The following is a 23,676-nucleotide window of genomic DNA, read 5'->3' on the forward strand; positions in this document are numbered from 1 at the left end:
CAACCAATCTTGATGAATCCTTTGCGACGCGGAGGGAATGGGGGGCTGGGATGGCGGCCGACCGCATGCTCAGCGGGCCTGACGCGCACGGGCACACGTCAAGCCAGGGACGGCTCGTGGGCGGGCGCTACCGCCTGATGTCGCCCGTGGGCCGGGGCGGCATGGGCATGGTCTGGCACGCCCACGACGTCCTGCTCGACCGCGACGTCGCGGTCAAGGAGCTCCTGCTGCCCTACGGGCTCGACCAGGCCGGCAAGCAGGGCGCGCACCGGCGCATGCTGCGCGAGGCCCGCTCGGCCGCCCGGCTGACCCACCCCGGCATCGTCACCGTGCACGACGTGGTCGAGGAGGACGGCCGGCCCTGGATCGTCATGGAGCTGGTCCGCGCCTGGTCCCTGGAACAGGCGGTACGGCAGAGCGGCCCGCTGCCGGTGATCCAGGCGGCCGAGATCGGCGTCCGGGTGCTCGACGCCCTGCGCCACGCGCACGCCGCGGGCATCCTGCACCGCGACGTCAAGCCCGGCAACGTGCTGCTCACCGCCGACCGCGTGGTGCTCACCGACTTCGGCATCGCGGCCATCGAGGGCGACGTCACCATCACGCAGACCGGGCTGCTCATGGGCTCGCCGGCCTACATCCCGCCGGAGCGGCTGTCCGGGCAGCCGCTGACCGCCGCGGCCGACCTGTGGTCCTTCGGCGCCACCCTCTACGCCGCGGTCGAGGGGCGCCCGCCGTACGAGGGACCCGACGCGATCGCGGTGCTCGGGGCGGTGCTGACCCAGGAACCCATCCGGCCGCAGCGGGCCGGGGCCCTGCTGCCGGTCATCGAGGGGCTGCTGCGCAAGAACCCGGCCGAGCGGATGAGCGCGGCGCACGTGGCCGACCAGCTCGAACGGGTGTTGCGCGCGCACGGCTCGCCCTCGGGGCGGCCCGGTGCCGACGCGATCCCGACCGCGGGGAACGCCACGCCGATCCAGCTCCTGCCGCCGCTCGACCCGCCTTCCGGGCCGATGCCCTCGCGGGTCATCGAGACGCCTTCCGGGCCGGTGCGCGTGCCGTACGACCCGCAGGCGGGGTTCGACCCCCTGGCCGGACCCTCCGGCGGGCAGCCGGTCCGCGGGCCCGGCGCCGATCCCTTGGCCAGCCCGTCCGGCAGCCACCCGACCGACCTGCTGCGCGCCCCCGCCGACCCCTACGACTCCCTCCGCAGCCCCTCCGGCCCGCAGCAGCCTTTCGACTCCTTCCAGAGCGCCTCCGGCCCGCAGAGCTACGACTCCCTCCGCAGCCCGTCGAGCCCGCAGCCGCCCTATGACTCCCTGCGCAGCCCGTCCGGCCCGCAGCCGTCGTACGACTCGCTCCGCAGCGCCTCCGGCCCGCAGAGCTACGACTCCCTGCGGAGCGCGTCGGGCCCGCAGGCGTCCTTCGACTCTCCCCGCAGTCCCTCGGGGCCGGCGCCGGACCCGTATGACGCCTTGCGCAGCGCGTCGGGAGCGAACGAGCCGCCCAGGACCCCGGCGGCCAAGCCGCAGCCGATCCTCCCCCTGACCACCGACGTCCGTAGCGCCTCCGGCGCGAGCCCCTGGCCGCTGGCCTCGCCGGACGACCTGCGCGAGCACTCCCAGGACCTCTCCCGCGAGATGGGCCCGGCCACCACCGGCACCCGCATCCGCACCGGCCGCCGCCGCGCCCCCGAGGAGAGCCCGGGCCGCGGCAAGCCCAAGGGCCTGTCCGGCCGCCTGCTGCTGATCGGCGGCGCGGGCGTGGGCGCGGTGGTGCTGGCCGTGGTGCTGCTGACCTCGGGCGGCGACGACCCGGCGGTCCAGCCCGTCCTCCAGCCCTCGGCCTCGGCCGCCGAAGGCTCGCAGGAACCGCCCGCGGTGGTCAACGAGATCCCCAAGGGCTACAAGGAGCACTCGGCCGGCGGCTTCACCGCCGCCGCGCCCACCGCGTGGAAGGTCACCACGACCGGCGGCGAGACCACGTTCACCGGCCCGAAGGACTCCGGCTCGAAGATCACCGTCCGCAGCGCCCGCCCCGACCGCGACGGCGGCCTGGCCGCGCTGACCGCCGAGGAGCGCAACGGCGGCGTGGAGGCCTACATCCAGGTGAAGCTGGAGAACGTCGACTTCCGCGGCTGGAGCGCCGCCGATTGGGAGTACACCTGGTCGCTGCCGAACGGCGTCCCGATGCACACCCTGACCCGGTACGTCACGATGAACGACGAGCGGGCCTTCAAGATCGTGTTCAGCATGCCCGAGCTCAGGTGGGACGAGCAGGCCGAGATCCGCAAGGTCTTCCTGGACAGCTTCGGCCCGACCGGCTAGCGGTAACGTGCCTTCATGAAGCTGGCCAGCATCCACCGGTATCCCGTCAAATCCACCATGGGACACGAGGTGCGCTCGGCCGAGGTCCTGCCCTGGGGCCTGGCCGGCGACCGGCGTTACCTCGTCACCGACGCCGACGGGCGCATGCTCACCGCGCGCGTCCACCCGCGCCTGCTGACCTGCCGCGCCGACCTCGACGGCGACACGATCACGCTGACCGCGCCCGGTCTGAGCCCGCTGAAGGTGAGCCCGTCGGCCGCGACCCGCACGATCGACGTCTGGGACGACCCGGTCGAGCTCACCGACTGCGGCGAGGAGGCGGCCGCGTGGCTGGGCGAGCTGCTCGGCCTGCCCGCGCGGCTGGCGTGGCTCGACGACCCGACCCGCCGTCCGGTCGACCCGGAGTACGGCAGGGCGGACGATCGGGTGAGCCTGGCCGACGGCTACCCGGTCCTGCTGGCCAGCACGGCCTCGATGGCGCGGCTCAACGACTGGATCGCCGAGACCGCCCTCGAACTCGGCGAGGAGCCGCAGCCGCCGCTGCCGATCGAGCGCTTCCGCGCCAACCTGGTCGTCGAGGGCGTGGACGAGCCGTTCGCGGAGGACTCCTGGACGCGGGTGCGGGTGGGCGAGGTGGAGTTCCGGGTGGTGAAGGGCTGCGACCGCTGCGCGCTGCCGACGATCGACCTGTCCACGTTGCGCAAGTCGAAGGAGCCGACCAGGACGCTGGCCCGGCACCGGCGCTGGGCGGGAAAGGTGTGGTTCGGCATGAACCTCATTCCCGACACCACCGGGGAGATTCGTGCCGGTGATCCGGTAATCCCGGTTTAACCTACCTATAATCGCGAATTATCCCATTTCGCCATATGACACACTGCACGGGTGACGACCCTCCCCGACAAGCTGCACCCCCAGCGGGTGCAGCGCCGTACGCTCGCCGTCCTGTCCCTCGCGCAGATCATCGGTGGCGTGGGCGTGGCCGTAGGTGTGGCGTTCAGTGCCCTGGTCGTGGCGGAACTGTCCGGATCGGCCGTCATCAGCGGCTACGCGGGCACCTCGATGGTGCTCGGCGCCGCCCTGATGGCGTTGCCGATCGCGCGCGCCGCCGACCGGTGGGGGCGGCGGGCGGCGCTCTCGCTGGCCTACGCGGGCGCGGCGGTCGGCGCGGTCATCTCGGTGCTGGGCATCACGATCGCCAACTGGCCGGTGCTGCTCTTCGGCTTCCTGCTGCTCGGCGGCGGCAGCGCGGGTAACCTCGCGGCCCGCTACTCGGCGACCGACCTGTCGCCGCCCGGGCACACCGCCCGGCACCTGTCCCTCGTGGTGTGGATGACCACCATCGGCTCGGTCACCGGGCCCAACCTGGCCGGTCCCGCCGACCGGCTCGGGCAGGACCTCGGGCTGGCCGAGACCGCCGGGCCCTTCGCGCTCTCGGCGCTGGCCTTCGTGCTCGCGCTGGTCATCATCCAGGCCGCGCTCCGGCCCGACCCGCTCCTGCTGGCCCGCCGTCTGGACGGCGCCGCCCCCGGCGCGAGCGCCCGGCGGTTCAACCTGCGCGAGTCGTGGCAGGTGCTGCGCTCGTCTCCGGCGGCCATGCGGGCGCTGGTGGCCATCGCGGTCAGCCAGACGGCGATGGTCTCGATCATGTCGATGACGCCGGTCCACCTCAACCACGGCGGGGCCTCGCTGGAGATCATCGGCCTCACGCTGAGCCTGCACATCGCGGGCATGTACGTGCTCTCGCCGGTGGTCGGCAAGCTGGCCGACAAGGCCGGGACGGTGCCGGTGCTCGTGCTCGGCATGGTCATCCTGCTGGCCGCGGCCGTGCTCGCGGCCACCGCCGGGCACGGGACCGTCCAGATCGCCGTGGCGCTGGTGTTGCTCGGCCTAGGCTGGTCCTGCGGGCTGGTCGCCGGGTCCGCCCTGCTCACCGAGTCCGTGCCGGTCGAGCGGCGACCCTCCGTGCAGGGGTTCTCCGACCTGCTGATGAACGTCTGCGGTGCGGGCGGGACCGTGCTGGCCGGGTTCATCGTCGGCTGGCTGTCCTACGGGGTGCTGGGCGCGGCCGTCGGCGTCCTGGTCACCCTGACCGGCCTCTGGCTCCTCACCACCCGCCACCGCACCACCCCCGCCTGACCCACCGCCCCGGGGGATTGCGCGGCCGGAAGGGGTGGGCAGCCACTGGGAAACCGAGAGGGCGGGCTGTCCTTTGGGAGCCGAGGCGGGTCAGCCGAGGCGGGTCATCGGCCTCCGCCCGATGCTCAGCGTGGTTACTTGGCGTCGGCGTAGCAGGGGACGGCGACCGCCTCCATGGGGATGCGCACCGGCGTGTCCCCGAACAGCAGCGAGGTCGCCTCCCGCGCGGCCTGGCCGACCGCCTCGCTGACCTCGGCCGCCTGGTCCAGCGGGCAGTGCACCATGACCTCGTCGTGCTGGAAGAAGACCAGCCGCGCCGGCTCGGGCAGGAGCCCGCGCAGGAGGGCCATCATCACCAGCGCCCACTCCGCCGCCGTGCCCTGCACCACGAAGTTGCGGGTGAACCGCCCCCGGTCGCGGGCGGCCCGAGAGCCCTCCGGCCCCGACACCAGTTCACGCCAGCGTGCGGAGGGCGGCGGTGAGGTCCGGCCCAGCCAGGACCGCACGACCCGCCCCTCCTCCCCCGCCCGCGCGGCGTCCTCCACGAAGCGGTAGGCCTCCGGGAAGCGCTGCCGCATCACGGCCAGGAGCTTGGGCGCGTCACCGCTGGTCCCGCCGTACATGGCGGACAGCATGGCGATCTTCGCGTGGTCACGCTCGCCGCCGAAGGACTTGGCCAGCGCCGCGTACAGGTCGATCTCCCCCGCGGCCCGCGCGAGCCCGACGTCACCGGCCATCGCGGCCAGCACCCGCGGCTCGAGCTGGGCCGCGTCGGCGACCACGAGCGTCCAGCCCGGCTCGGCGACCACGACCTTGCGCATCGCCCGGTGGATCTGCAGCGCCCCGCCGCCGTTGGTGGCCCAGCGGCCGGTGACCACGCCGCCCACGACGTACTCGGGCCGGAACCGGCCGTCCTGCACCCACTGGTCGGCCCAGACCCACCCGTGGAAGCTGTGCAGCCGGGCGAGCTCCTTGTAGGCCAGCAGCGGCCCCACGGCGGGGTGGTCGATCTCCTTCAGCTCGCGCGAGCGGGTCGACTTCAGCGTGATCCCGGCTCCCTTGAAGGCCTTGACGATCTGCTGCACCGAGTCGGGGTTGACCGGGTGGCCGAAGGCGGCGGTCACCTCGTCGGCCAGCGCCTGCAGCTTGGCCGGGCGCATGCCGTGCACCGGCCGGGGACCGAGCGCCTCGGTGAGCAGCCGGTCGTGGATCTCGCGGTTCCAGGGCATGCCCTCGTGGGCCATCTCGGCCGCGATCAGGGCGCCGGCCGACTCGGCGGCCACCAGGAGCCGGAACCGGCCGGGCTCGGGCCGGGCGCGCACGCGGCGGAGCTGGTCGTCGGCGAGCGCGGTCAGCTCGGCCTCGCTCAGCTCGGGCGGCTCCTCGCCCAGGCCGAACAGGGTGTCCTGGCGCGCGGCCGGGCCTTGGTCGTCGTCGGGCGGCGGCAGGCCGTGCAGCCGGGCGTGCGCCGCCCGGGCCGAGCGCGGCTCGCCGTACCGGCCCTCCGCGGCCAGCAGCAATCCCTCGGTCAGCGCCAGGTCGTGGCAGCGCGCCACCCGCACGCCCTGGCGCAGCAGGGCCGGGTAGGACTCGCGGGTGTCGGCCCATACCCAGCGCGGCCGGTCCGGCTCGCGGGCGAGCACGGTCTCGACCGGCACGGCGCCGGAGCTGTACGGGACGAACACGTCCCCCAGCGTGCCAGGTCACACCGACAATCTGCCGACGACCTCGCCCTCCAGCGTGCCGGGTCACAGCAGCAGACTGCCGACGACCTCGCCCCCCAGCGTGCAGGTCACGCCGGCAGGCTGATGACGACCTCGTCCTCCATCGGGGGGTCCTGCTCCTGGGGCAGGCAGCCGGTCGCGGCGAAGCAGCGGATGCGCAGCTCGGAGCCGCGCACCGACACGTGCAGGAAGCTCTTGAAGAACGGCGGGGTGTCCCAGTCCGACAGCTCCGACAGGAAGCGGTGGAAGACCTTGTCCACCGGCAGCCGGAACGGCCAGGGCCACGCGCCGAGCACGCGGGCGGCCCAGCGCATCCGGCGGGTGATCCGCACCGGCCCGTCCAGCGGCCGGACCGGCTTGATGCCGATCCGCTCGGCCATGATGCACACCGCCTCCCGCGGCGTCAGGTAGAGCCAGCGCATCCGCAGCCGCCGCGCGTAGAGCTGGCTGTAGAACGACAGCGAGTCGCCGCGCAGCGGGTAGCAGCGGTAGTCCTCCTCGCGCACCCCGCCCACGTCCACCCGCTGCACGGTGTGGGTGGCGTGCATGAACGCCCCCGAGCCGCCGGCGACGAAGTACTGGATCACCCGCCCGTCCACGTCGACCGGGTAGCGCTGGTAGTTGTGCACGTCCCCGCCGATCGCCGCGACGTAGCGGTGCGCCGGGTCGCGCACGATGTCGTCGATCGTCCCGCCGCCCTCCAGCGGCGAGGGGGTGTAGTCGTTGCGCCGGTAGATCGGCTTGCCGGTGATCAGCACCTTGGGCCTGGGATCCAGGGAGGTACGGCGGAGCCACGCCACCTGGTCGGCGTCGAGTTCGCCGCGGATGCCGGTGTCGACCCCGACCAGCAGCAGCTTGGGCGTCTCGATCGCCCAGTACGGCGCCGGCTGGACCGCCTGCTGCTCCGGCAGCCCGCGCAGCTCGCGCGCCTTGGCCAGCGCCTGCTCGTCGATGCGTTCCGGCTTGCGCCACAGCAGCCCGCGCAGCCCCCGGTCGGGCTGGGGCTTGAGCGGCGGCGCGTCGCAGAAGACCCGCATGAAGCCGCCGAGCCCGTCGTACCAGTCGTGGTTGCCGGGGATGGCGTAGATCGGCGCGCGGTAGTGCTGGTAGGGGCGGAAGAACTTGTCGCAGTACTCGTTCCCCGAGCCGGTCGGGTAGATCACGTCGCTGGCGATGACCGCGAAGTCGGTGTCCTCGCCGATCTTGAGCATGCCGGGCACCAGCGCGTACTGCGAGGCGTCACCCTCCCCGGGGTCGCCCAGCAGCAGGAAGGAGAAGTCGTCCCCCACCGGCGGCCGGATCCTGAGCTCCGGGTCGACGCCCTTGCCGCGCTGGTAGGCCATCCAGCGCTTGCGCACCTCGCCCGACGGGTCGCCGAACAGCCCGGCCAGGATCTCGTTGCGCGAGCGCCACAAGGTCGCCGGGTTCAGCCACGAGAAGCTCTGATCGTTGGGGCGCAGGTCCTTGAAGGTCCCGACGGCCTGGCACCGCCAGCCCGCGCCCGCCTCCGACACCCGGGAGGACAGGTGTCTCCCGCGCTCGGCCGCCACGTCCACCATGGGACTATCTTTACCTTGATCTTGCTTCGACGCACCTTTTCCCCCGAACTCTGCGTGCATCCAAGGACACGCCGCGATACTCTCAACGGTCAGGGGCCCGGGTGGGACACGAATGGGGTGGACTCCATGATGGTCCGCTCGAACGAACGCATGTCGGCGCGCGTCGCCGCGGTCGAGGGATTGCTCGCGTACGCCGCCAGCAAGTCGCGCTGGAGCCGGCGGGCGCTGGAGAGCGCGCACCGGGCGATCGTGATCAGTTCGGAGCTGGCGGCGGCCGATCCGGCCGCGCACACCGGGCTGCTGGTGCGCTCGCTGCGCACCGCCGCGCGGTTGCTGCTCGCCCGTAACCGGGCGGCCGAGGCGCTGCCGCTGGCTCAGGAGGCGGTCGCGCTGGCCCGCCGGGTGGGTGAGGGGCACCTGATCCAGGCGCTGGCCTGCCTGTCGGCCGCGCTGGCCGCCGAGGGCCGGCACGCCGAGGCCAAGGCCGCCCTCGCCGAGGCCGACCTCCTCGCCTGACCACGACACTCAGGGCCGCCTGCCGTACCCCGGAAAGGTGACAGCGGGAGGCCCGGGTGCGGGTCAGTACCAGGAGACCTTGAACTCGTCCACGGTGGCCTTGCCCTCGTTGGGCGTCTGGTTGCTGACCTGGATGCCGATGCTCGGCTGCCGCGACTCGGGCAGCGCCTGCAGGTCGGTGACCTCGACGGCCTTCTGCCCGTCCACCCAGAGCACGAGCCGGATCCGGTCCCCGCCCTCCCGCGCGCACTCGGCCTGCAGCCGCTGCTTGCCCTGCTTGAACTCCGGCACCGGCACGTCGGCGGTGAGGTTCCAGCCGTCCTTGTCCACCGTCTTGCGGATCCGCGCCTTGCCGTCGCGGCGGATCTCCAGGTCGTAGGAGGCGCCCTTGCCGTCGTCGCCGGAGAAGTTGCAGTAGATCCCCGCCCGCACCCCGGGGTCGCCCTCCAGCCGCATGGTGGACTCGATGAGCAGCCTGGGCTGGAAGCGTGCGTTGATCGGCGGCCGGGACCACGCCCCGGCGTTCGCGCCCGCGGTGAGCACCAGGCTGCCGGCCGGGTCGCTGTAGCTGCCGCCCTGGTCGGTGTTCCAGCCGGACTCGGCGTTGTCGAAGCTGTCCTCGTACAGGACCCCGTCCACGCTCGGCGGCCCGCCCGGGGACAGGGTGGTGACCGCGAGGGTGCCCGCCGCGGCCAGCACGGCGAGCGCGCCGGCGCCGGCGGCGAGCCACACGCCGCGCCGCCCGGCCGGCTTCGCCGGGGCCGTCGCGACGGCGGTCCTGGGCGCCTGCTGCGGCGCCGACAGGGAGGCCAGGTCGAGCCGGATCGTCCCGGCGAGCTGCTCGGCGTCCACCCGGGTGTGCCCGACCAGGCGGGTGAGCAGGTCCTGGGCGCTGGGCCGCTTGGCCGGGTCCTTGTCCAGGGCCGCGGCCACCAGCGGGCGCAGCCCCGGCTCGACCACGTCCAGGTCGGGGTGGGTGTTGACCACGCGCATCAGCGCCTCGGGCACGGTCCTGGCGGCGAACGGCGACACCCCGGTCGCCGCCGCGTAGACCACGCAGCCCCAGGCGAAGACGTCCGCGGCCGGGGTGAGGTGGTTGGAGTTGATCACCTCGGGCGCCATGTACTCCGGCGTGCCGAGCAGCCGCCCGGTGACCGTCTTGCCGCCGCCGAGGTCGAGCGCGCGGGCGATGCCGAAGTCGATCACGCGCGGGCCGAGCGGCGACAGCAGCACGTTGCCCGGTTTGAGGTCGCAGTGCACCACGCCCGCGCCGTGGATCGCGGTCAGCGCGGTGGCCACGCCGACGGCCAGCGCCTCCAGGTTCGAGCCGGTCAGCGGCCCGCTGTCGCGCAGCACCCGGCCGAGGTCGGGCCCGGCCACGTACTCGGTGACCACCCAGAAGGGGGCCACGTCGAGCTGGTGGTCGAGCACGGGCGCGGTGCAGAAGCGCCGCACCCGGCTGGCCGCGGCCACCTCCCGGCGGAAGCGGCCGGCGAACTCGGGGTCGGCCGCCAGGTGCGGGTTGATCACCTTCACCGCGACCGGCCCCTGCGGGCCCTCCGCCAGGTAGACCGCGCCCATGCCGCCCTGGCCGAGCCGTCCGGCGATCCGGTAGGGGCCCAGCGCGGCGGGGTCGCCTTCACGCAGGTCTTGTACGGCAGGCGGACCGTAGGCACTCATGGGCGGACATGTTAGTTGATTAGGGAACGAGCACCCCAGGGTTCAGGATCCCCGCCGGGTCCAGCCGCTCCTTCACCCCCCGCAGGATCTCCACCCCCAGCGGCCCGATCTCCGCCGCGTAGGCGTCGCGGTGGTCGCGCCCGACCCCGTGGTGGTGGGAGATCGTGCCGCCCGCCGCCACGATCGCCGCGTTCACCTCCCGCTTGGCCTGCTCCCATCCGGGCAGGTCGGCGTTGGTGACGACGGTGAAGTAGAGCGAGGCGCCGGTCTCGTAGACGTGCGAGATGTGGCACATCACGAGCGGGCTCCCGAGCGCGCCGAGCAGCGCCAGCCGGACGGCGTCGTAGAGCCTGGGCAGGTTCGCCCAGAATCCGGCCGTCTCCAGCGTCTCGACGGTCGCGCCCGCGGCCAGGAGGGAGTCGCGCAGGTACGGGGCGGAGAAGCGGCCATGCGCCCAGGCCGTTCCGGGCTCCTCGCCGAGCGGCGTGCCGCCGTGGGCGGCCAGCACGGCTCGCGCGCCCTCGGCCCGGGGCTCGGACTCCTGGAGGCTGTCGAAGCCGAGGACGGCCAGGCAGCCGCCCGGGGCGTCCTGGCCGATGGCGTCCGGCTTGGCCAGGCCGATCATCGTCTCGGTCTCGTCGGACAGCCGCAGCACGGTCGGCAGCGGCCCGCGCTGGGCGAGCGCGCGCAGGGCCGCCGAGCCCTGGGCGAAGCTGTCGAAGCGCCAGCCCTCGTAGGCCTGCCGTACCGGGCGGGGCCGTACCCGCAGGCGCAGTTCGGTGATGACGCCGAACGCGCCTTCGGAGCCGAGGACGAGCTGGCGCAGGTCCGGGCCGGCCGCGGACTTAGGCGCGCGGCCGAGGTCGAGGGTGCCGCGCGGGGTGGCGACCTTGAGCCCGGCGACCATGTCGTCGAAGCGCCCGTAGCCGGCCGAGGCCTGGCCGCTGGAGCGCGCGGCGGCGAACCCGCCGAGGGTGGCGTACTCGAAGGACTGCGGGAAGTGCCCGAGGGTCAGGCCGTGCTCGGCCAGCAGCCGTTCGGCCTCCGGGGCGCGCAGGCCGGGCTCCAGCGTGGCGATCATGCTGTCGGTGTCGACCGCGAGCAGCCGGTCCAGCCGGGCCAGGTCGAGCGCGACCACCCCGGCGAAGCCGGTCCGCTCCGGTGTCAGGCCGCCGACCACCGAGGTGCCGCCGCCGAAGGGGACGACGGCCAGGCGCGCGGCCTCGCAGGCCGCGAGCAGGTCGAGCACCTCCTCGTGCGAGCCGGGCGACACCACGACGTCGGGCGCGGCCGAGCCGTCCCCGGCGCGCATCCGCATCAGGTCGGGCGTGGACTTGCCGCGGGTGTGCCGGACCCGGGTCTCGTGGTCGTCGCGCACGTGCGCCTCGCCCACGACCGCGGCCAGCCGTTCGCGGGCGCCCTCCGGGAGCGCGGGCGGCGTGAGCCGTACCTCGCCGAGCTCCACCGCCGGGATCTCGCGGATCCCGAACAGGTCCTGCAGCAGCTTGACCACCGGCTCGGGCAGCTCTCGCGCCTTGTCCGGATCGCCCCAACCTCGCCAGTTCATCGCATACACCTCTACACTGTGACACATGGTGGCAATTCGTCACAATGACCGAGTGCTGGACGCGGCCCGCGAGTGCGTGCTCGCGTACGGCGTGCGCCGCACCACGCTGACCGATGTCGCCCGCCGGGCCGGGGTCTCGCGCATGACGCTCTACCGGGGCTGGCCGGACGTGCGCAGCCTGGTCGGCGACCTGATGACCCGCGAGTGGACCGCCGTGCTCGGCGAGCTCGACCTGTCCGACCCGGTCCGGGCGATCGTGGCCGGGGTGCGGGCCATGCGGGCGCACCCGCTGTGGCGCAAGATCGTCGAGGCGGACCCCGAGCTGCTCCTGCCCTACCTGCTGGACCGGCGCGGCGGCACGCACGAGGCGATCCTCGCCGCGCTCGAACCCGCCGCCGGGTCCCCCGCCCGGGCGCGGGCGCTGCTGCTGGTCGCGCAGTCGTTCCTGATCTCCGCGCCGACGATGCTCGGCCCGGTGACCCTGGACGAGCTGGACGCCGAGCTCACCCTCCTGCTGGAGCGCTACCTGTCCCCTTCGACACCGGAGTCGCCATGACCTCGCCCACCGGTTCCGCCGGCTCGCTCAACGCCGGGCGGCGCGCCCGCGACCTGCGGCGCGTGGCCGAGGAACAGGTCGACGTCCTGGTCGTCGGGCTCGGCGCCACCGGCGCGGGCGCGGCGCTGGACGCCGCCGCGCGCGGCCTGTCCGTCGCCGCGATCGACGCGCACGACCTGGCCTTCGGCACCTCGCGGTGGAGCTCGAAGATGATCCACGGCGGCCTGCGCTACCTCGCCAAGGGCCAGGTGGACGTGGCCTACGAGAGCGCGGTCGAACGGGGCCGCCTGCTGCGCAACACCCACCTGGTCCGCGCGCAGCCGTACGTCCTGCCGCTCACCCCCGAGGTCGGCCGCGCCCAGGCGGCGCTCACCATGACCGGCTACCGCCTGGGCGACGCCCTGCGCACCGGCGCGCGCACCCCGCGCCCGCTCCTGCCCGGCCCCTCCCGGCTGCCCGCCGCCCGGGTGCGCGAGCTCGCCCCCATGATCTCCCCGTACGGCCTGCGCGGCGGCCTGCTGTCGTGGGACGGCCGCCTCCTGGACGACGCCCGCCTGGTCGTCGCCCTGGCCAGGACCGCCGCCTGGTGCGGCGCCCGCGTCCTGACCCGCTGCCGGGCGCTCAGCCTGGAGCCCGGCGGCGCGGTGGTGGAGGACACGCTGACCGGCGAGCGCCTCACCATCCGGGCCCGCGTCGTCGTCAACGCCACCGGCGTGTGGGCCGGCGGCCTCGACCCCTCGGTGCGCCTGCGCCCCTCGCGGGGCACCCACCTGGTGGTCCGCGGCCTGGAGGGGCTGCGGAGCGGGTTGCACCTGCCGATGCCCGGCTCGCTCAACCGGTTCGCGCTGGTGCTGCCGCAGGCCGACGGGCGGGTGTACGTGGGACTGACCGACGAGCCGGTGGACGGGCCGGTGCCGGACGTGCCCGTCGCTCCCGAGTCCGACGTCTCGGCGCTGCTGGCCCTGCTCAACTCGGTCCTGGACACCCCGCTGGAGCGCTCGGCGGTGACCGGCGCCTTCGCCGGGCTGCGCCCGCTCCTGGACACCTCCGCCGGCGGCCGGGCGGCCACGGCCGACCTGTCGCGGCGGCACGCCGTCCTGTCGCGGAGCGGCGTCGTCACGGTGGTGGGCGGCAAGCTCACCACCTACCGCCGGATGGCAGAGGACGCGATCGACCACGCCGTGGCGCTGCGCGGCCTGTCCGCCGGTCCCTCCATCACGGCGGCCCTCCCGCTCATCGGCGCCGGGCCCGTCCCCGAGGGGGTGCCGCGCCGCCTGGCCGAGCGGTACGGCAGCGAGGCCGCCGAGGTCTGGGCTTTGGCGCGCGAGTTCCCGCAGGAGGCCGGGCTCGGCCTCACCCTGGGCGAGCTGGTGTGGTCGGTGCGGCACGAGGGCGCCCTCGACCCCGCCGACCTTCTCGACCGCCGCACCCGGCTGGGCCTGGTCGCCGCCGACCGTGAGGCCGCCGCGGCCCTGGCGGCGCAGGCCTTCGGCCTCTGAGCGGCCGGGGACAAAACCGATTGTCGCGGCGGCGGCCGTCCCACTAGCGTGTGGCGGTCGCCGTCGGGGAAGAGGGAACGTGTCCGTGTTCGCAGCCGCCGTCCATGCCTACCAGCGGTCCGTGGCCGGGCCTCGGGCCCATCGCTCCGGGCCGTTCGTGATCCGCTTCGACGAGCACGACGCCGCGCTGCCGTTCAACTACGCCGTCCCGGACGACGGCACCGACCCGACCGCGGACGAGGTCGCCGCGCTGGTCGAGACCTTCCGCGACCGGGGCCGCACGCCGCGCCTGGAGTACGTGCCGCAGGCCGCGCCCGGGGTGGAGCCGGCGCTGCTGGCGGCCGGGTTCGCCGTCGAAGGGCGCTTCCCCCTGCTGGTCTGCCCGCCGGAGACGGCGGTGGACGCCCCGGCCGACGCCTCGGTCCGGCTCGCCACCGTGACCTCCGACGCCGGCCTCTGGTCGGCCGCCCGCGTCATGAACGCCGCCTTCGAGGCTCCCGAGGCCACCGAGCACGACGTGGCCCGCCTGCGCGGGGTCCTGGACAAGGGCGGCCTGGTCGCCGTCGGCACCGACACCACGACCGGCCAGGCGGTGGCGGCCGGGCAGCTCGGCGGGCCCCATGAGGGCGTGGCCGAGGTCGCGGGGATCGCCGTCCTGCCCTCGCACCGCCGGCGCGGCCTGGCCGGCGCACTCACCGCCCTGCTCACCCGCGCCGGCGCGGCCCAGGGCGTCGGCACGCCGTTCCTCACCCCGGCCGACGACCACGCCGCCCGCGTCTACGCCCGCGTCGGCTACCGCAAGGTCGGCGAGGCGCTGTTCATCTCCCTGCCCTGACCCACCGGCGGATCGGCCTGCGGATCGGCCGCCGAGAGCTGCCACATCGCGGCGTAACGGCCGCCGAGGCGGAGCAGGTCGTCGTGCGTGCCGGCCTCGGCGATCCGGCCGTCCTCCAGGTAGACGATCTGGTCGGCCCGCTGGACGGTCCGCAGCCGGTGCGCGACCAGGACGACGGTCCGGCCGGCCATCAGCCGGTCGATGCCCGCGTGCACGGCGGCCTCGTTGACCGGGTCCAGCGCCGAGGTCACCTCGTCGAGCAGCACGACGGGGGCGTCCTTCAGCAGCGCCCGGGCGATCGAGACCCGCTGGCGCTCGCCGCCGGACAGCAGCGCGCCGCCCTCGCCGACGCCGGCCGCCCAGCCGCCGGGCAGCCGGTCGATCACCTCGTCCAGCCCGGCGGCGCTCGCCGCGGCCCGGACCTCCTCGGCGCTCGCCTCCGGCCGGCCGAGCCGGATGTTCTCCTCGATGCTGCCGTCGAAGAGGTAGACGTCCTGGAAGACGATGGCGAACTGCGCCATCAGCGCCTCGGTGCTGACCTCCCGCACGTCCACGCCGCCGACGCGCACCGAGCCCGAGTCGACGTCGTGGAAGCGGGCGAGCAGGTGCAGCAGGGTGGTCTTGCCGGAGCCGGAGGGCCCGACGACGGCCAGCCGCCCGCCGGGTGGCACCCGCAGCGACAGCTCGTCGAGGACCGGGCGGCCGTCGCGGCGGAAGGTGACGGACTCGAACTCCAGCCCGGACCCGGCCGGCTGGACCGGGCGGGCGGGCTCGGGCAGCGGCTCGGTCGCCAGGAGCGTCTCCAGCCGGCTCAGCTCGGCCTTGGCCGCCCGCACCTTGCCGCCGAGGTCGGCCAGTGACAGGACGGGGTCGGCGCACCGGGCGGCCAGCAGCAGGATCGCCAGCACCTCGGCCGCCTCGACCGCTCCGCCGAGCGCGAGGTAGGCGCCCAGGACCAGCACGCCGGTGAACACCGCCTGCACCGCGAGGGTCAGCCCCACCGCGCCCGGCACCGCCGCGACCACGCTGCGGCGGGCCGCCCGCTGGAGCCCGGCGAGCGCCTCGTCCAGCAGCCCGAACCGTTCGGCGGTCCGGCCGCCCGCGCGCAGCACCGGCTGCGCCTGCAGGTACTCGATGACGCGCCCGGCCGCCTCGTGGTCGCGTTCGTGCCGCTCGGCGTCGGCCGCGGCGACCGCACGCCCCGCCCAGCGGTCGACCGCCGCGACGACCGGCACGCCGAGCAGCGCGGCCAGGCCCATCCGCACGTCGTAGGCGAGCATCACGGCCACGATGGTCAGGGGCGTCACGACGGCCGAGACGAACGGGCCCAGCAGGTGGGCGAGGATGCTCATCGCCTGCAGCAGGCCCTTGCTGGCGAGGACGGACACCTGGCCGACGCGGGCTCCGCCGTACCAGCCGATGGGCAGCCTGGCGAGGTGGTCGCCGAGCCGGTGGTACATGCCGCGCAACATGGTGGTGCCGACCCGGAACCCGGCCAGGTCGCTGAGGTAGCGGAGCACCGCGTACCCGGCGAACGCGCCGCCGAATCCGGCCAGCCAGGGCCAGGCGGACCCCGGCTCGTCGCCGAGCAGCGCCCGCAGCACCGGGACCAGCAGCGCGTAGGCCAAGCCCTCGGCGATGGCCGCCGCGGTCATGAGGGCGATGGTGCGGCGCACCGGCCCGGCGTAGTGCTCCCCCAGGACGCGTACCAGCATGCGGATCATCGCGAGCCTCCCCGGGCGGCGGTGTGGTGGGTCTGCCAGAAGGCGGCGAACCGGCCGCCGCGGGCGAGCAGGTCAGCGGGCCGCCCGCGTTCGGCGACCACGCCGTCCTCCAGCAGGACGACGGTGTCGGCGTCGGCGATCGTCTCCAGCCGGTGGGCGATGACCAGGATCGTCCGCTCGCCGGCCAGCGTCGCCAGGGCCCGGCGCACGGCCCGTTCGGTGTGCGGGTCGGCGAAGGCGGTCGCCTCGTCCAGCACCAGGACGGGGGCGTCGGCGAGCAGCGCGCGGGCCAGCGACACGCGCTGCGCCTCGCCGCCGGACAGGACGGCCTCCTCGCCGATCACCGTGTCGTAGCCGCGGGGCAGCCGCAGGATCCGCTCGTGGACGCCGGCCAGCTTCGCGGCGCGGATCACCTGGTCGCGGCTCGCTTCGGGTACGGCCAGCGCGATGTTGTCGGCGGCCGAGGCGCGCAGCAGGCGCACGTCCTGGAAGACGAAGGCGACCGTGCGGTGCAGCCGGGCGCTGCCGATCTCCCGCAGGTCGGCCCCGCCCAGCAGGATCGAGCCCTGGACCGGGTCGAAGAAGCGGGGCAGCAGCCGGACCAGCGTGGACTTGCCGCTGCCGGAGGGCCCGACGAGCGCGGTGACCGTGCCAGGTTCGAGCACCAGGTCGATGCCGCGCAGCACCTCGTGGCCCTCCTCGTAGCCGAAGCGCACCCCGCGGAGCTCCACCCGGTGGCCGCGCGGCGGCACCGGGCGGGCCGGCTCGGGCAGGGACGGGACGGCGAGCACGTCGCGGATGCGGCCCACGGCCTGGCGCGCGGCCCGCAGGTCGTCGAAGCCGTGGCCGAGGGCGGCCACCGGCGCGGTCAGGCCCAGACCCAGCAGCAGGAAGGGCAGCAGGTCGGCGGCGGGCAGGCCGCCGCCCGTGATCAGGGCCGCGCCGCCGATCAGCACGACCAGGAGCACGAACACCGGGGACAGCGCGAGCTGCATCGCCGCGGCGATCGGCGACAGCCCGTGCGCCCAGCGCAGGAAGGTGCCGGCGAACTCGTCGGCGGCCGCGCGGAAGCGCCGGTGCGCCCGCCCGCCGCCGCCGAACGCCTTGACCACGGCGATCCCCTGCACGAACTCGATCGCGGAGCCGGCGATGCGTCCCATGCCCGCGTCGAACTCCTCCTGCTCGCGCAGCCGCGCCGGGGTCATCATCAACGGCACCAGAGCCATGGCCAGGACGACGGGGATGAGCGTGATCAGGGTGAGGCGCCAGTCGACGGCGACCAGGTAGGCCAGCGAGACCAGCGGCACCACGAACGCGGAGACCAGCTCGCCGGGCGCGTGGGCGATGAACGGGTGCACCGCGCTCACGGCCTCCCCCACCACCTTGGCCAGCTCGCCGGTGCGCCGCCGGGAGAACCAGCCGATCGGCACCCGGCCGAGCCGGGCGGCCAGCCGCCGCCGGAAGCCGAGCTGGACCCGGCCGTCGAGCAGGTGCCCGGTGGCGGAGGAGGCGGCGGTGAACACCAGCCGGACGAACAGGCCGGCCGCGCCGGCGAGCACGATCGCCCACACGTGCCCGGGATCGAGGGGTCCGGGCGAGAGCAGGACGCGGCCCAGTTCGACGACGGCCAGCAGCGGGGCCAGGCCCGCCACCGCGCCGACCACCTGGAGGAGCACCACGGCCGCGAACGTCCCGAGGTGCGGGCGCAGCAGCCCGCCCAGGCCCGTGGAGCCGGCTTCCGTCTCGGCCGGGTCGAGGGCGGCCGCCGGACCGCCGGAGTTTCGGAACATGTTCCTAAAGTAAGCTCAAACCGCACCGGCTGCCAACCCGGCAGCCACGAACGGACGGCATGATGGGACCGATGACCCGATCCGAAGCACCGAACGGCCGCACCGGCCGCCCCCCGGTCACCTCCCGCGCGCAGATCCTGGCGGCGGCCCGCCGCATCCTGGAGCGCGACGGCTGGGAGAAGCTGACCGTGCGCCGGCTCGCGGGCGAGCTCGGCATCGGGACGACCACCCTGTACCACCACATCCGCGACCGGGAGGACCTCCTGGTCCAGCTCATCAACGAGCTGGCCGAGCCGACGCTGCGCCTGGACCTGCCCGCCGACCCGCGCGAGCGCGTCATCGCCGCGGCGACCTCGATCCACGACTCGCTGGCCGCCGTGCCGTGGGCCCCGGAGATCCTCACCACCGACGGCTTCCTCGGCCGTCTCGGCGAGCCCGCGCTGCGGCTGGTCGAGGCCATCGTCTCCGGGGCGCTCGACTGCGGCTGCACGCCGGAGCAGGCCGTGGCGGTCTTCCGCAGCGTCTGGTACTACACCGTCGGCGAGATCCTGGTCCGGGTGCACTCGGCCGGGCGACCGGCGGCCCAGCCGCCCGGTGGCGGCTTCTTCGGCCCGGACGTGGACACCTCGCGCCTGCCCCACCTCTCCGCCCTGGCCGAGCGATGGGAGGAGCTCGCCGCCCGCGACACCTTCGCCGAGGCCCTGGAGGCGTTCGTGGACGGCCTGCTCGGGCGGGCCGCCCGATCCGGCTGAGCGCCCGGCTTTCCGAGAGGTTTACGCCCCTCCCGCCCGTCCCACGCGTCTCCTAGGTTAGGCTTGCCTAAGTCAGAAGGAGGCGTCGGGGGAGGCAAGACGGTGGCCAGAGGCTGCGACCATCCGGTGGGGTGCCACGAGGGCATCCTGCCGACCTTCGCCAGCGCGACGGTCGGAGCCAGGACGTGGCTGCTCGTCGAGTACCAGGGCCCCTGGGCGGACCGGGTGGAGAATTCAACTCTCCCCGAGGGAATCGCCAAACTCGTGCGCAGGGCCGCCGAACGCGGTATCAGGCCGCAACTCATCCGCCGACCCGGACGCCGGACCCGCCCGCTGGACCAGGGAATCCGTGTGATAGTGGCCTACGCCGCAGGCCCCGACCCCTGGATGGCGCAGGGCATCATCGCAGGTCCGGATGATCTTGACCTGGACGCGCTGATGGCCGGAGTGGTCCCAGAGTCCTGCATACTTGATGACGAGCCGGTATTTCTGGTCTGCACGCACGCCAAGCGCAACGCGTGCTGCGCCCGCATTGGACTACCCCTCGCTCGGTCGCTGGCAGAAATTTTGCCGGACAGAGTGTGGGAAACGTCACACGTTGGCGGCGATCGCTACGCCGCCAACCTCGTGTGCTTGCCACACGGACTTTATTACGGCAGCATGTCTCAGGCTGCCGCGTTGTCGGCGGCTAACGCGTACCGGTCGGGCGAGGTCATCCTCGACCGCTACCGGGGACGCGCAGGCATCCCTGAGCCACTGCAAGCCGCCGAGCATTTCGCCCGCCTCCACACGGGAGAGCTCTCGGTCGGCGGAGTGGCCGTGGAATCCTCCAGGTTGGACGGCGACGTCACCGAAGCCCTCGTGCGCTGCGGTGACGTGCGGCTCCGGGTTGTGGTTGAGCCATCGGTGTTCCAAGCACCGTGTGGTACGGCTTGCGCCGAAACGATCACAACCTATCGGCTGATCTCGCTGGACAGGCTCACCCCTGTGCGGTACGTCACGCCCGCCCTCACCTGACATGGGAACATCCCGGCCAGACCTTGCGTTGGACCAGTGACGCCAAAAGCGTCCAATGCGGCTCAAAAAGACCGAAATACTCTCAAAAAGGTGGATTTCTCATGTCTCAGGTACGTCGGCAGCTCACCCGCCCGCGCCCCAGTTGGGGTTGGCAGGATGATGCCGCGTGCCGGGGTGAGGACCTCGTGCTGTTCTTCGGCCCCGATGGGGAGCGGCAGCCCGAGCGTGACAACCGCGAGAAGAAGGCCAAGGCGATCTGTGGCGGCTGCCCGGTACGCAACGAGTGCCTGGACTACGCGCTGTCCCGTCCGGAGAAGTACGGCACGTGGGGCGGACTGAACGAGGACGAGCGCGCTTCCGAGCGTCGTCGTCGTATGCGGCGCGCCGCCAGCGCCGGCATCTCCGCCGCCTGAGTTTCTCCCGGCACGTTTTCACGGGTCGAACCCCGGCCGTCTCGTTTCGCCGGCCGATAACCGAAATCTCCGCGTGAGCGTGGATTCCGGAACATCAGTGACCCTCCAGAAGTTACGTGATCACGCAGTTGTCCCGATGATGCCCGTCCTGGCGGCGGGCGCGAACCCGGTCGGGACAACTGCCTGATCAGGTGGGTATGTCCTGAACGCCGATCCGGCGGCGGAACACCCAGTAGGTCCAGCTCTGGTAGAGCAACACCACCGGCAGGAAGATCACCGCCACCCACGTCATGATCGTCAAGGTCTTGGCGCTCGCGGCGGCGTTCTCGACGGTCAGGCTGTAGGCCGGATCGATCGTCGAGGGCAGCACGTCGGGGTAGAGCACCGCGAACAGGCTGATCACCGCGAGCCCGACCGCGCCTGCCGACAGGCCGAAGGCCCACCCCTCCCGCCCGCTGAACAGCAACCCGAGCGCGGCGACGAAGGCCAGCGCGGCCAGCGCCGAGACCAGCACGGTCAGCGGCGTGCCACCCATGAACTGCGTCCACGCCAGGAAGCACACCGCCAGCACCGCGGCCACCATGCCCACGCGCACGCCCAGCCTGCGGGCGCGGGCCCGGATGTCGCCGCGCGTCTTGAGCGCCAGGAAGATCGCGCCGTGCGCGGCGAAGAGCGTGAGCGTGGCCAGTCCGCCGAGCAACGCGTACGGGTTGAGCAGGTCCCAGAAGCCGCCCACGTACTCGTGCGAGGCGTCCAGTTCGAGCCCGCGCACGATGTTGGCGAACCCCACGCCCCACAGCAACGCCGGCACGAACGAGCCGAAGACGATCGCCCGGTCCCAGTTCGCCCGCCACCTGGCCGACTCGCGCGTGCCGCGGTACTCGAAGGCCACGCCGCGCAGGATCAGCGCCACCAGGATCAGGAAGAACGGCAGGTAGAGGGCGCTGAACAGGCTGGCGTACCACTCGGGGAAGGCGGCGAAGGTCGCCCCTCCCGCGGTGATCAGCCAGACCTCGTTGCCGTCCCACACCGGCCCGATCGTGTTGATCATCACCCGCCGCTCGACGCCGTTGCGCGCCAGCACGGGCAGCAGCATGCCCACGCCGAAGTCGAAGCCCTCCAGGACGAAGTAGCCGACCCAGAGCACGACGATCGCGACGAACCAGATGGTCTCCAAGGCGGCTCCTAGTACGCGAAGGCCAGTTGTTCCCGATCACGCGGTTGCTCGTCGAGGGGTGGGGCGGCCTTGCCGTACTTGATCATGAGCCCGAGCTCGATGACGGCCAGCGCGCCGTACAGCAGGGTAAAGCCGATCATGGAGAACAGCACGGTGCCGGCCGGGACCGACGGCGAGACGCCGGAGGCGGTCCGCATCAGGCTGAAGACGATCCACGGCTGGCGGCCCATCTCGGTGAAGATCCAGCCGAAGCTGTGCGCGAGCACGGGCAGGGCCACCGACCAGACGGTCAGCCGCCAGATCCACGCGCGTTCGGGCAGCCGGCCGCGGCGGGTGAGCCAGAGCACGGCCAGCGCGATCAGCGCCGCCAGCGCCCCGCAGCCGATCATGAGGCGGAAGCCCCAGTAGGTGATCGGGATGTAGGGGCGGTAGTCGCCGGGCCCGAACCGGTCCTGGTACTGCGCCTGCAGGTCGTTGATGCCCTCGACCCTGCCGTCGAAGCTGCCGGTGGCCAGCCACGACAGCACGTTGGGCAGCTCCACCCGGAAGACCGGCTCGGTGCCGTCGAGGGTCCCGATGGTGAACAACGAGAAGGGGGCCGGCTGCTGGGTCTCGTAGAGGGCCTCGGCGGCGGCCATCTTCATCGGCTGCGTGTCGGTCATGATCTTCCCGAGCGCGTCGCCGGAGACGAAGATCAGCGCGAAGGAGACCAGCGCGGTCCAGAGCCCCAGCTTCATCGACGGGCGGAAGACGTCCAGGTCCCGGCGCCGGGCGAGATGCCAGGCGGAGACCGCCACGAGCAGGATGCCGCCGGACAGCCAGGAGGCGAAGATCGTGTGCGGGAAGGTGGCCAGCAGCACCTTGTTGCTCAGGACCGCCCCGAAGTCGGTGAGCTCGGCCCGGCCGCCGGCCAGGTGGTGGCCGACCGGCCACTGCATGAAGGAGTTGGCGGCCAGGATGAAGTAGGCCGACAGCGCGGTGCCGATGGCGACCAGCCAGATGCACATCAGGTGCAGCCGCTTCGGCAGCCGGTCCCAGCCGAAGATCCACAGCCCCAGGAAGGTCGACTCCAGGAAGAAGGCGAGCAGGGCCTCCAGCGCCAGCGGCGCGCCGAAGATGTCGCCGACGTAGCGGGAGTAGGCGCTCCAGTTCATGCCGAACTGGAACTCCTGGACGATGCCGGTGACCACGCCCATCGCGAAGTTGATCAGGAGCAGCTTGCCCCAGAACTTGGTGGCCCGCCGGTAGGCCGGGTTGCCGGTGCGGACCCACGCGGTCTGGATGAGCGCGACCAGCAGCGACAGCCCGATGGCGATCGGCACGAACAGGAAGTGGTACACCGTCGTGATGCCGAACTGCCAGCGCGCCAGATCCACCACATCCATATGATCACCCTAGGTGTCCTGACGAACACGCCATGTCAGGACACGCGCGTGACATCTGTCATGGATCCTTCCGTGACGTCCGGACCAGGCGCCGCTCCCCCGCCCGCTGGATGATCGGCAGCATGACGAGCGCGATCGGCCTCAGCGGGCTGCGCAAGACCTTCGGCCAGGTGCACGCCGTGGACGGGATCGACCTGGAGATCGCCCCCGGCGAGGTGGTGGCCCTGCTCGGCCCCAACGGCGCGGGCAAGACCACCACGATGGAGATGATGCTCGGCCTCACCACCCCCGACGCCGGCGAGGTCTGGCTGTTCGGCCGCCCCCCGGCCAGAGCCATGGCCGAGGGCCTGGTCGGCGCCATGCTCCAGTCGGGCGGCTTCCTGCGCGAGATGACCGGGCGAGAGATCGTCCAGGTCATGGCGGCCCAGTTCCCCCGGCCGCTCAAGGTGGAGGAGGCCCTGACCCGGGCCGGCGTCGCCGAGCACGCCAAGCTCCGGTACGGCGGGCTGTCCGGCGGCCAGCAGCAGCGGGTGCGCTTCGCCGCCGCGCTGGTCTGCGACCCGGACCTGCTGGTGCTGGACGAGCCCACGGTCGCCATGGACGTGCGCGGCCGGCACGAGTTCTGGGCCGCGATGCGCGCCTACACCGAGGGCGGCAAGACCGTGGTGTTCGCCACCCACTACCTGGCCGAGGCCCAGGATTTCGCCGACCGCGTGGTCCTGTTGCGCCGGGGACGCATCATCGCCGACGGCTCGGTCGCCGAGATCACCTCCCGGGTGGCCGGCCGTACCATCGCCGCCGTGCTCCCGGGAGCAGATCCGGTACGGCTGCGCGGCCTGCCCGGCGTCGACCTGGTCGAGGTGCGCGAGGACCTGGTGACGATGCACTGCCTCGACTCAGACCGGGCGCTGCGGGCGCTGCTGCGCGACTTCCCCGCCGCCCGCGACGTCGTGGTGAGCGCGATGACCCTGGAAGACGCCTTCGTCGCGTTGACCACCAGCACGGACAAGGAGCAGGTCTGA

At 73.4% G+C, this 23,676-nt stretch carries 19 protein-coding genes; 11 read left to right on the forward strand and 8 right to left on the reverse strand.

Features of this window, described 5'->3' with window-relative positions; all coding sequences use genetic code 11:
• The first annotated feature begins 50 nt into the window (after positions 1-50).
• The 3 genes from ACIBG7_RS22230 to ACIBG7_RS22240 are packed head-to-tail and all read left to right on the forward strand — an operon-like array spanning position 51 to position 4,460.
• Positions 51-2,324 carry a protein kinase gene (locus ACIBG7_RS22230; protein WP_397337441.1) on the forward strand — a complete coding sequence of 758 codons (2,274 nt, stop codon included), beginning with the start codon at positions 51-53 and terminating at the stop codon, positions 2,322-2,324.
• 15 nt (positions 2,325-2,339) lie between these two features.
• Positions 2,340-3,155 (forward strand): MOSC N-terminal beta barrel domain-containing protein, encoded by an 816-nt coding sequence (locus ACIBG7_RS22235; RefSeq protein WP_357921014.1) that lies wholly within the window; start codon positions 2,340-2,342, stop codon positions 3,153-3,155.
• Positions 3,156-3,206: 51 nt separating this feature from the next.
• On the forward strand, positions 3,207-4,460 hold the full coding sequence (locus ACIBG7_RS22240) for an MFS transporter (protein ID WP_397337442.1): 1,254 nt from the start codon (positions 3,207-3,209) through the stop codon (positions 4,458-4,460).
• A 134-nt stretch (positions 4,461-4,594) separates the two neighbouring features.
• On the opposite strand, the gene ACIBG7_RS22245 is transcribed toward ACIBG7_RS22240, so the two are convergent.
• Both ACIBG7_RS22245 and ACIBG7_RS22250 read right to left on the reverse strand, forming a co-directional pair.
• Positions 4,595-6,145, reverse strand: coding sequence for a bifunctional 3'-5' exonuclease/DNA polymerase (locus ACIBG7_RS22245; RefSeq protein WP_397337443.1), 1,551 nt, complete (start codon positions 6,143-6,145; stop codon positions 4,595-4,597).
• Between the two features lie 107 nt (positions 6,146-6,252).
• Positions 6,253-7,743, reverse strand: coding sequence for a metallophosphoesterase family protein (locus ACIBG7_RS22250; RefSeq protein WP_397337444.1), 1,491 nt, complete (start codon positions 7,741-7,743; stop codon positions 6,253-6,255).
• Between the two features lie 126 nt (positions 7,744-7,869).
• Between ACIBG7_RS22250 and ACIBG7_RS22255 the strand changes: the two genes are divergently transcribed.
• On the forward strand, positions 7,870-8,259 hold the full coding sequence (locus ACIBG7_RS22255; RefSeq protein WP_357921025.1) for a hypothetical protein: 390 nt from the start codon (positions 7,870-7,872) through the stop codon (positions 8,257-8,259).
• A 63-nt stretch (positions 8,260-8,322) separates the two neighbouring features.
• Here the strand turns inward: ACIBG7_RS22255 and ACIBG7_RS22260 are convergent, their stop codons facing one another.
• A complete protein-coding gene (locus tag ACIBG7_RS22260) occupies positions 8,323-9,939 on the reverse strand; it encodes a serine/threonine-protein kinase (RefSeq protein WP_397337445.1) in 1,617 nt (538 codons plus the stop codon).
• A gap of 19 nt (positions 9,940-9,958) precedes the next feature.
• Positions 9,959-11,506: an FAD-binding oxidoreductase gene (locus ACIBG7_RS22265; RefSeq protein WP_397337446.1), complete on the reverse strand. Its 1,548-nt coding sequence runs from the start codon at positions 11,504-11,506 to the stop codon at positions 9,959-9,961.
• A 25-nt stretch (positions 11,507-11,531) separates the two neighbouring features.
• Here ACIBG7_RS22265 and ACIBG7_RS22270 point away from each other — a divergent pair, with 25 nt between their 5' ends.
• The 3 genes from ACIBG7_RS22270 to ACIBG7_RS22280 all read left to right on the forward strand — a co-directional run bounded on the left by ACIBG7_RS22270 (position 11,532) and on the right by ACIBG7_RS22280 (position 14,396).
• Complete coding sequence (locus ACIBG7_RS22270; RefSeq protein ID WP_397337447.1) at positions 11,532-12,062, forward strand: TetR/AcrR family transcriptional regulator; 531 nt, start codon at positions 11,532-11,534, stop codon at positions 12,060-12,062.
• The gene (locus ACIBG7_RS22275) at positions 12,059-13,561 is read left to right on the forward strand and encodes a glycerol-3-phosphate dehydrogenase/oxidase (RefSeq protein WP_397337448.1); all 1,503 of its coding nucleotides are present in this window, start codon (positions 12,059-12,061) and stop codon (positions 13,559-13,561) included. The genes ACIBG7_RS22270 and ACIBG7_RS22275 overlap by 4 nt, the downstream gene beginning before the upstream one ends.
• Positions 13,562-13,640: 79 nt before the next feature.
• A complete protein-coding gene (locus ACIBG7_RS22280) occupies positions 13,641-14,396 on the forward strand; it encodes a GNAT family N-acetyltransferase (RefSeq protein ID WP_397337449.1) in 756 nt (251 codons plus the stop codon).
• Here ACIBG7_RS22280 and ACIBG7_RS22285 read toward each other — a convergent pair.
• The gene (locus tag ACIBG7_RS22285; protein WP_397337450.1) at positions 14,354-16,120 is read right to left on the reverse strand and encodes an ABC transporter ATP-binding protein; all 1,767 of its coding nucleotides are present in this window, start codon (positions 16,118-16,120) and stop codon (positions 14,354-14,356) included. The genes ACIBG7_RS22280 and ACIBG7_RS22285 overlap by 43 nt on opposite strands.
• On the reverse strand, positions 16,117-17,910 hold the full coding sequence (locus tag ACIBG7_RS22290) for an ABC transporter ATP-binding protein (RefSeq protein WP_397337451.1): 1,794 nt from the start codon (positions 17,908-17,910) through the stop codon (positions 16,117-16,119). Before ACIBG7_RS22290 ends, ACIBG7_RS22285 begins: the two co-directional genes overlap by 4 nt.
• Positions 17,911-17,981: 71 nt before the next feature.
• Here ACIBG7_RS22290 and ACIBG7_RS22295 point away from each other — a divergent pair, with 71 nt between their 5' ends.
• From ACIBG7_RS22295 to ACIBG7_RS22305, 3 genes are all read left to right on the forward strand, one after another.
• Positions 17,982-18,662: a TetR/AcrR family transcriptional regulator gene (locus ACIBG7_RS22295; RefSeq protein ID WP_397337452.1), complete on the forward strand. Its 681-nt coding sequence runs from the start codon at positions 17,982-17,984 to the stop codon at positions 18,660-18,662.
• 102 nt (positions 18,663-18,764) lie between these two features.
• On the forward strand, positions 18,765-19,679 hold the full coding sequence (locus ACIBG7_RS22300) for a sucrase ferredoxin (protein ID WP_357921051.1): 915 nt from the start codon (positions 18,765-18,767) through the stop codon (positions 19,677-19,679).
• Positions 19,680-19,780: 101 nt separating this feature from the next.
• Complete coding sequence (locus ACIBG7_RS22305; protein WP_357921054.1) at positions 19,781-20,092, forward strand: WhiB family transcriptional regulator; 312 nt, start codon at positions 19,781-19,783, stop codon at positions 20,090-20,092.
• Positions 20,093-20,279: 187 nt separating this feature from the next.
• Here ACIBG7_RS22305 and cydB read toward each other — a convergent pair whose 3' ends face one another.
• Positions 20,280-21,269, reverse strand: a complete 990-nt coding sequence (gene cydB, locus ACIBG7_RS22310) for a cytochrome d ubiquinol oxidase subunit II (protein ID WP_397337453.1) — start codon at positions 21,267-21,269, stop codon at positions 20,280-20,282.
• Between the two features lie 8 nt (positions 21,270-21,277).
• A complete protein-coding gene (locus ACIBG7_RS22315; RefSeq protein WP_397337455.1) occupies positions 21,278-22,654 on the reverse strand; it encodes a cytochrome ubiquinol oxidase subunit I in 1,377 nt (458 codons plus the stop codon).
• A gap of 122 nt (positions 22,655-22,776) precedes the next feature.
• Between ACIBG7_RS22315 and ACIBG7_RS22320 the strand changes: the two genes are divergently transcribed.
• Positions 22,777-23,676, forward strand: a complete 900-nt coding sequence (locus ACIBG7_RS22320) for an ABC transporter ATP-binding protein (RefSeq protein WP_397337456.1) — start codon at positions 22,777-22,779, stop codon at positions 23,674-23,676.

This window comes from Nonomuraea sp. NPDC050328, assembly GCF_044459405.1.
GTDB lineage: Bacteria > Actinomycetota > Actinomycetes > Streptosporangiales > Streptosporangiaceae > Nonomuraea.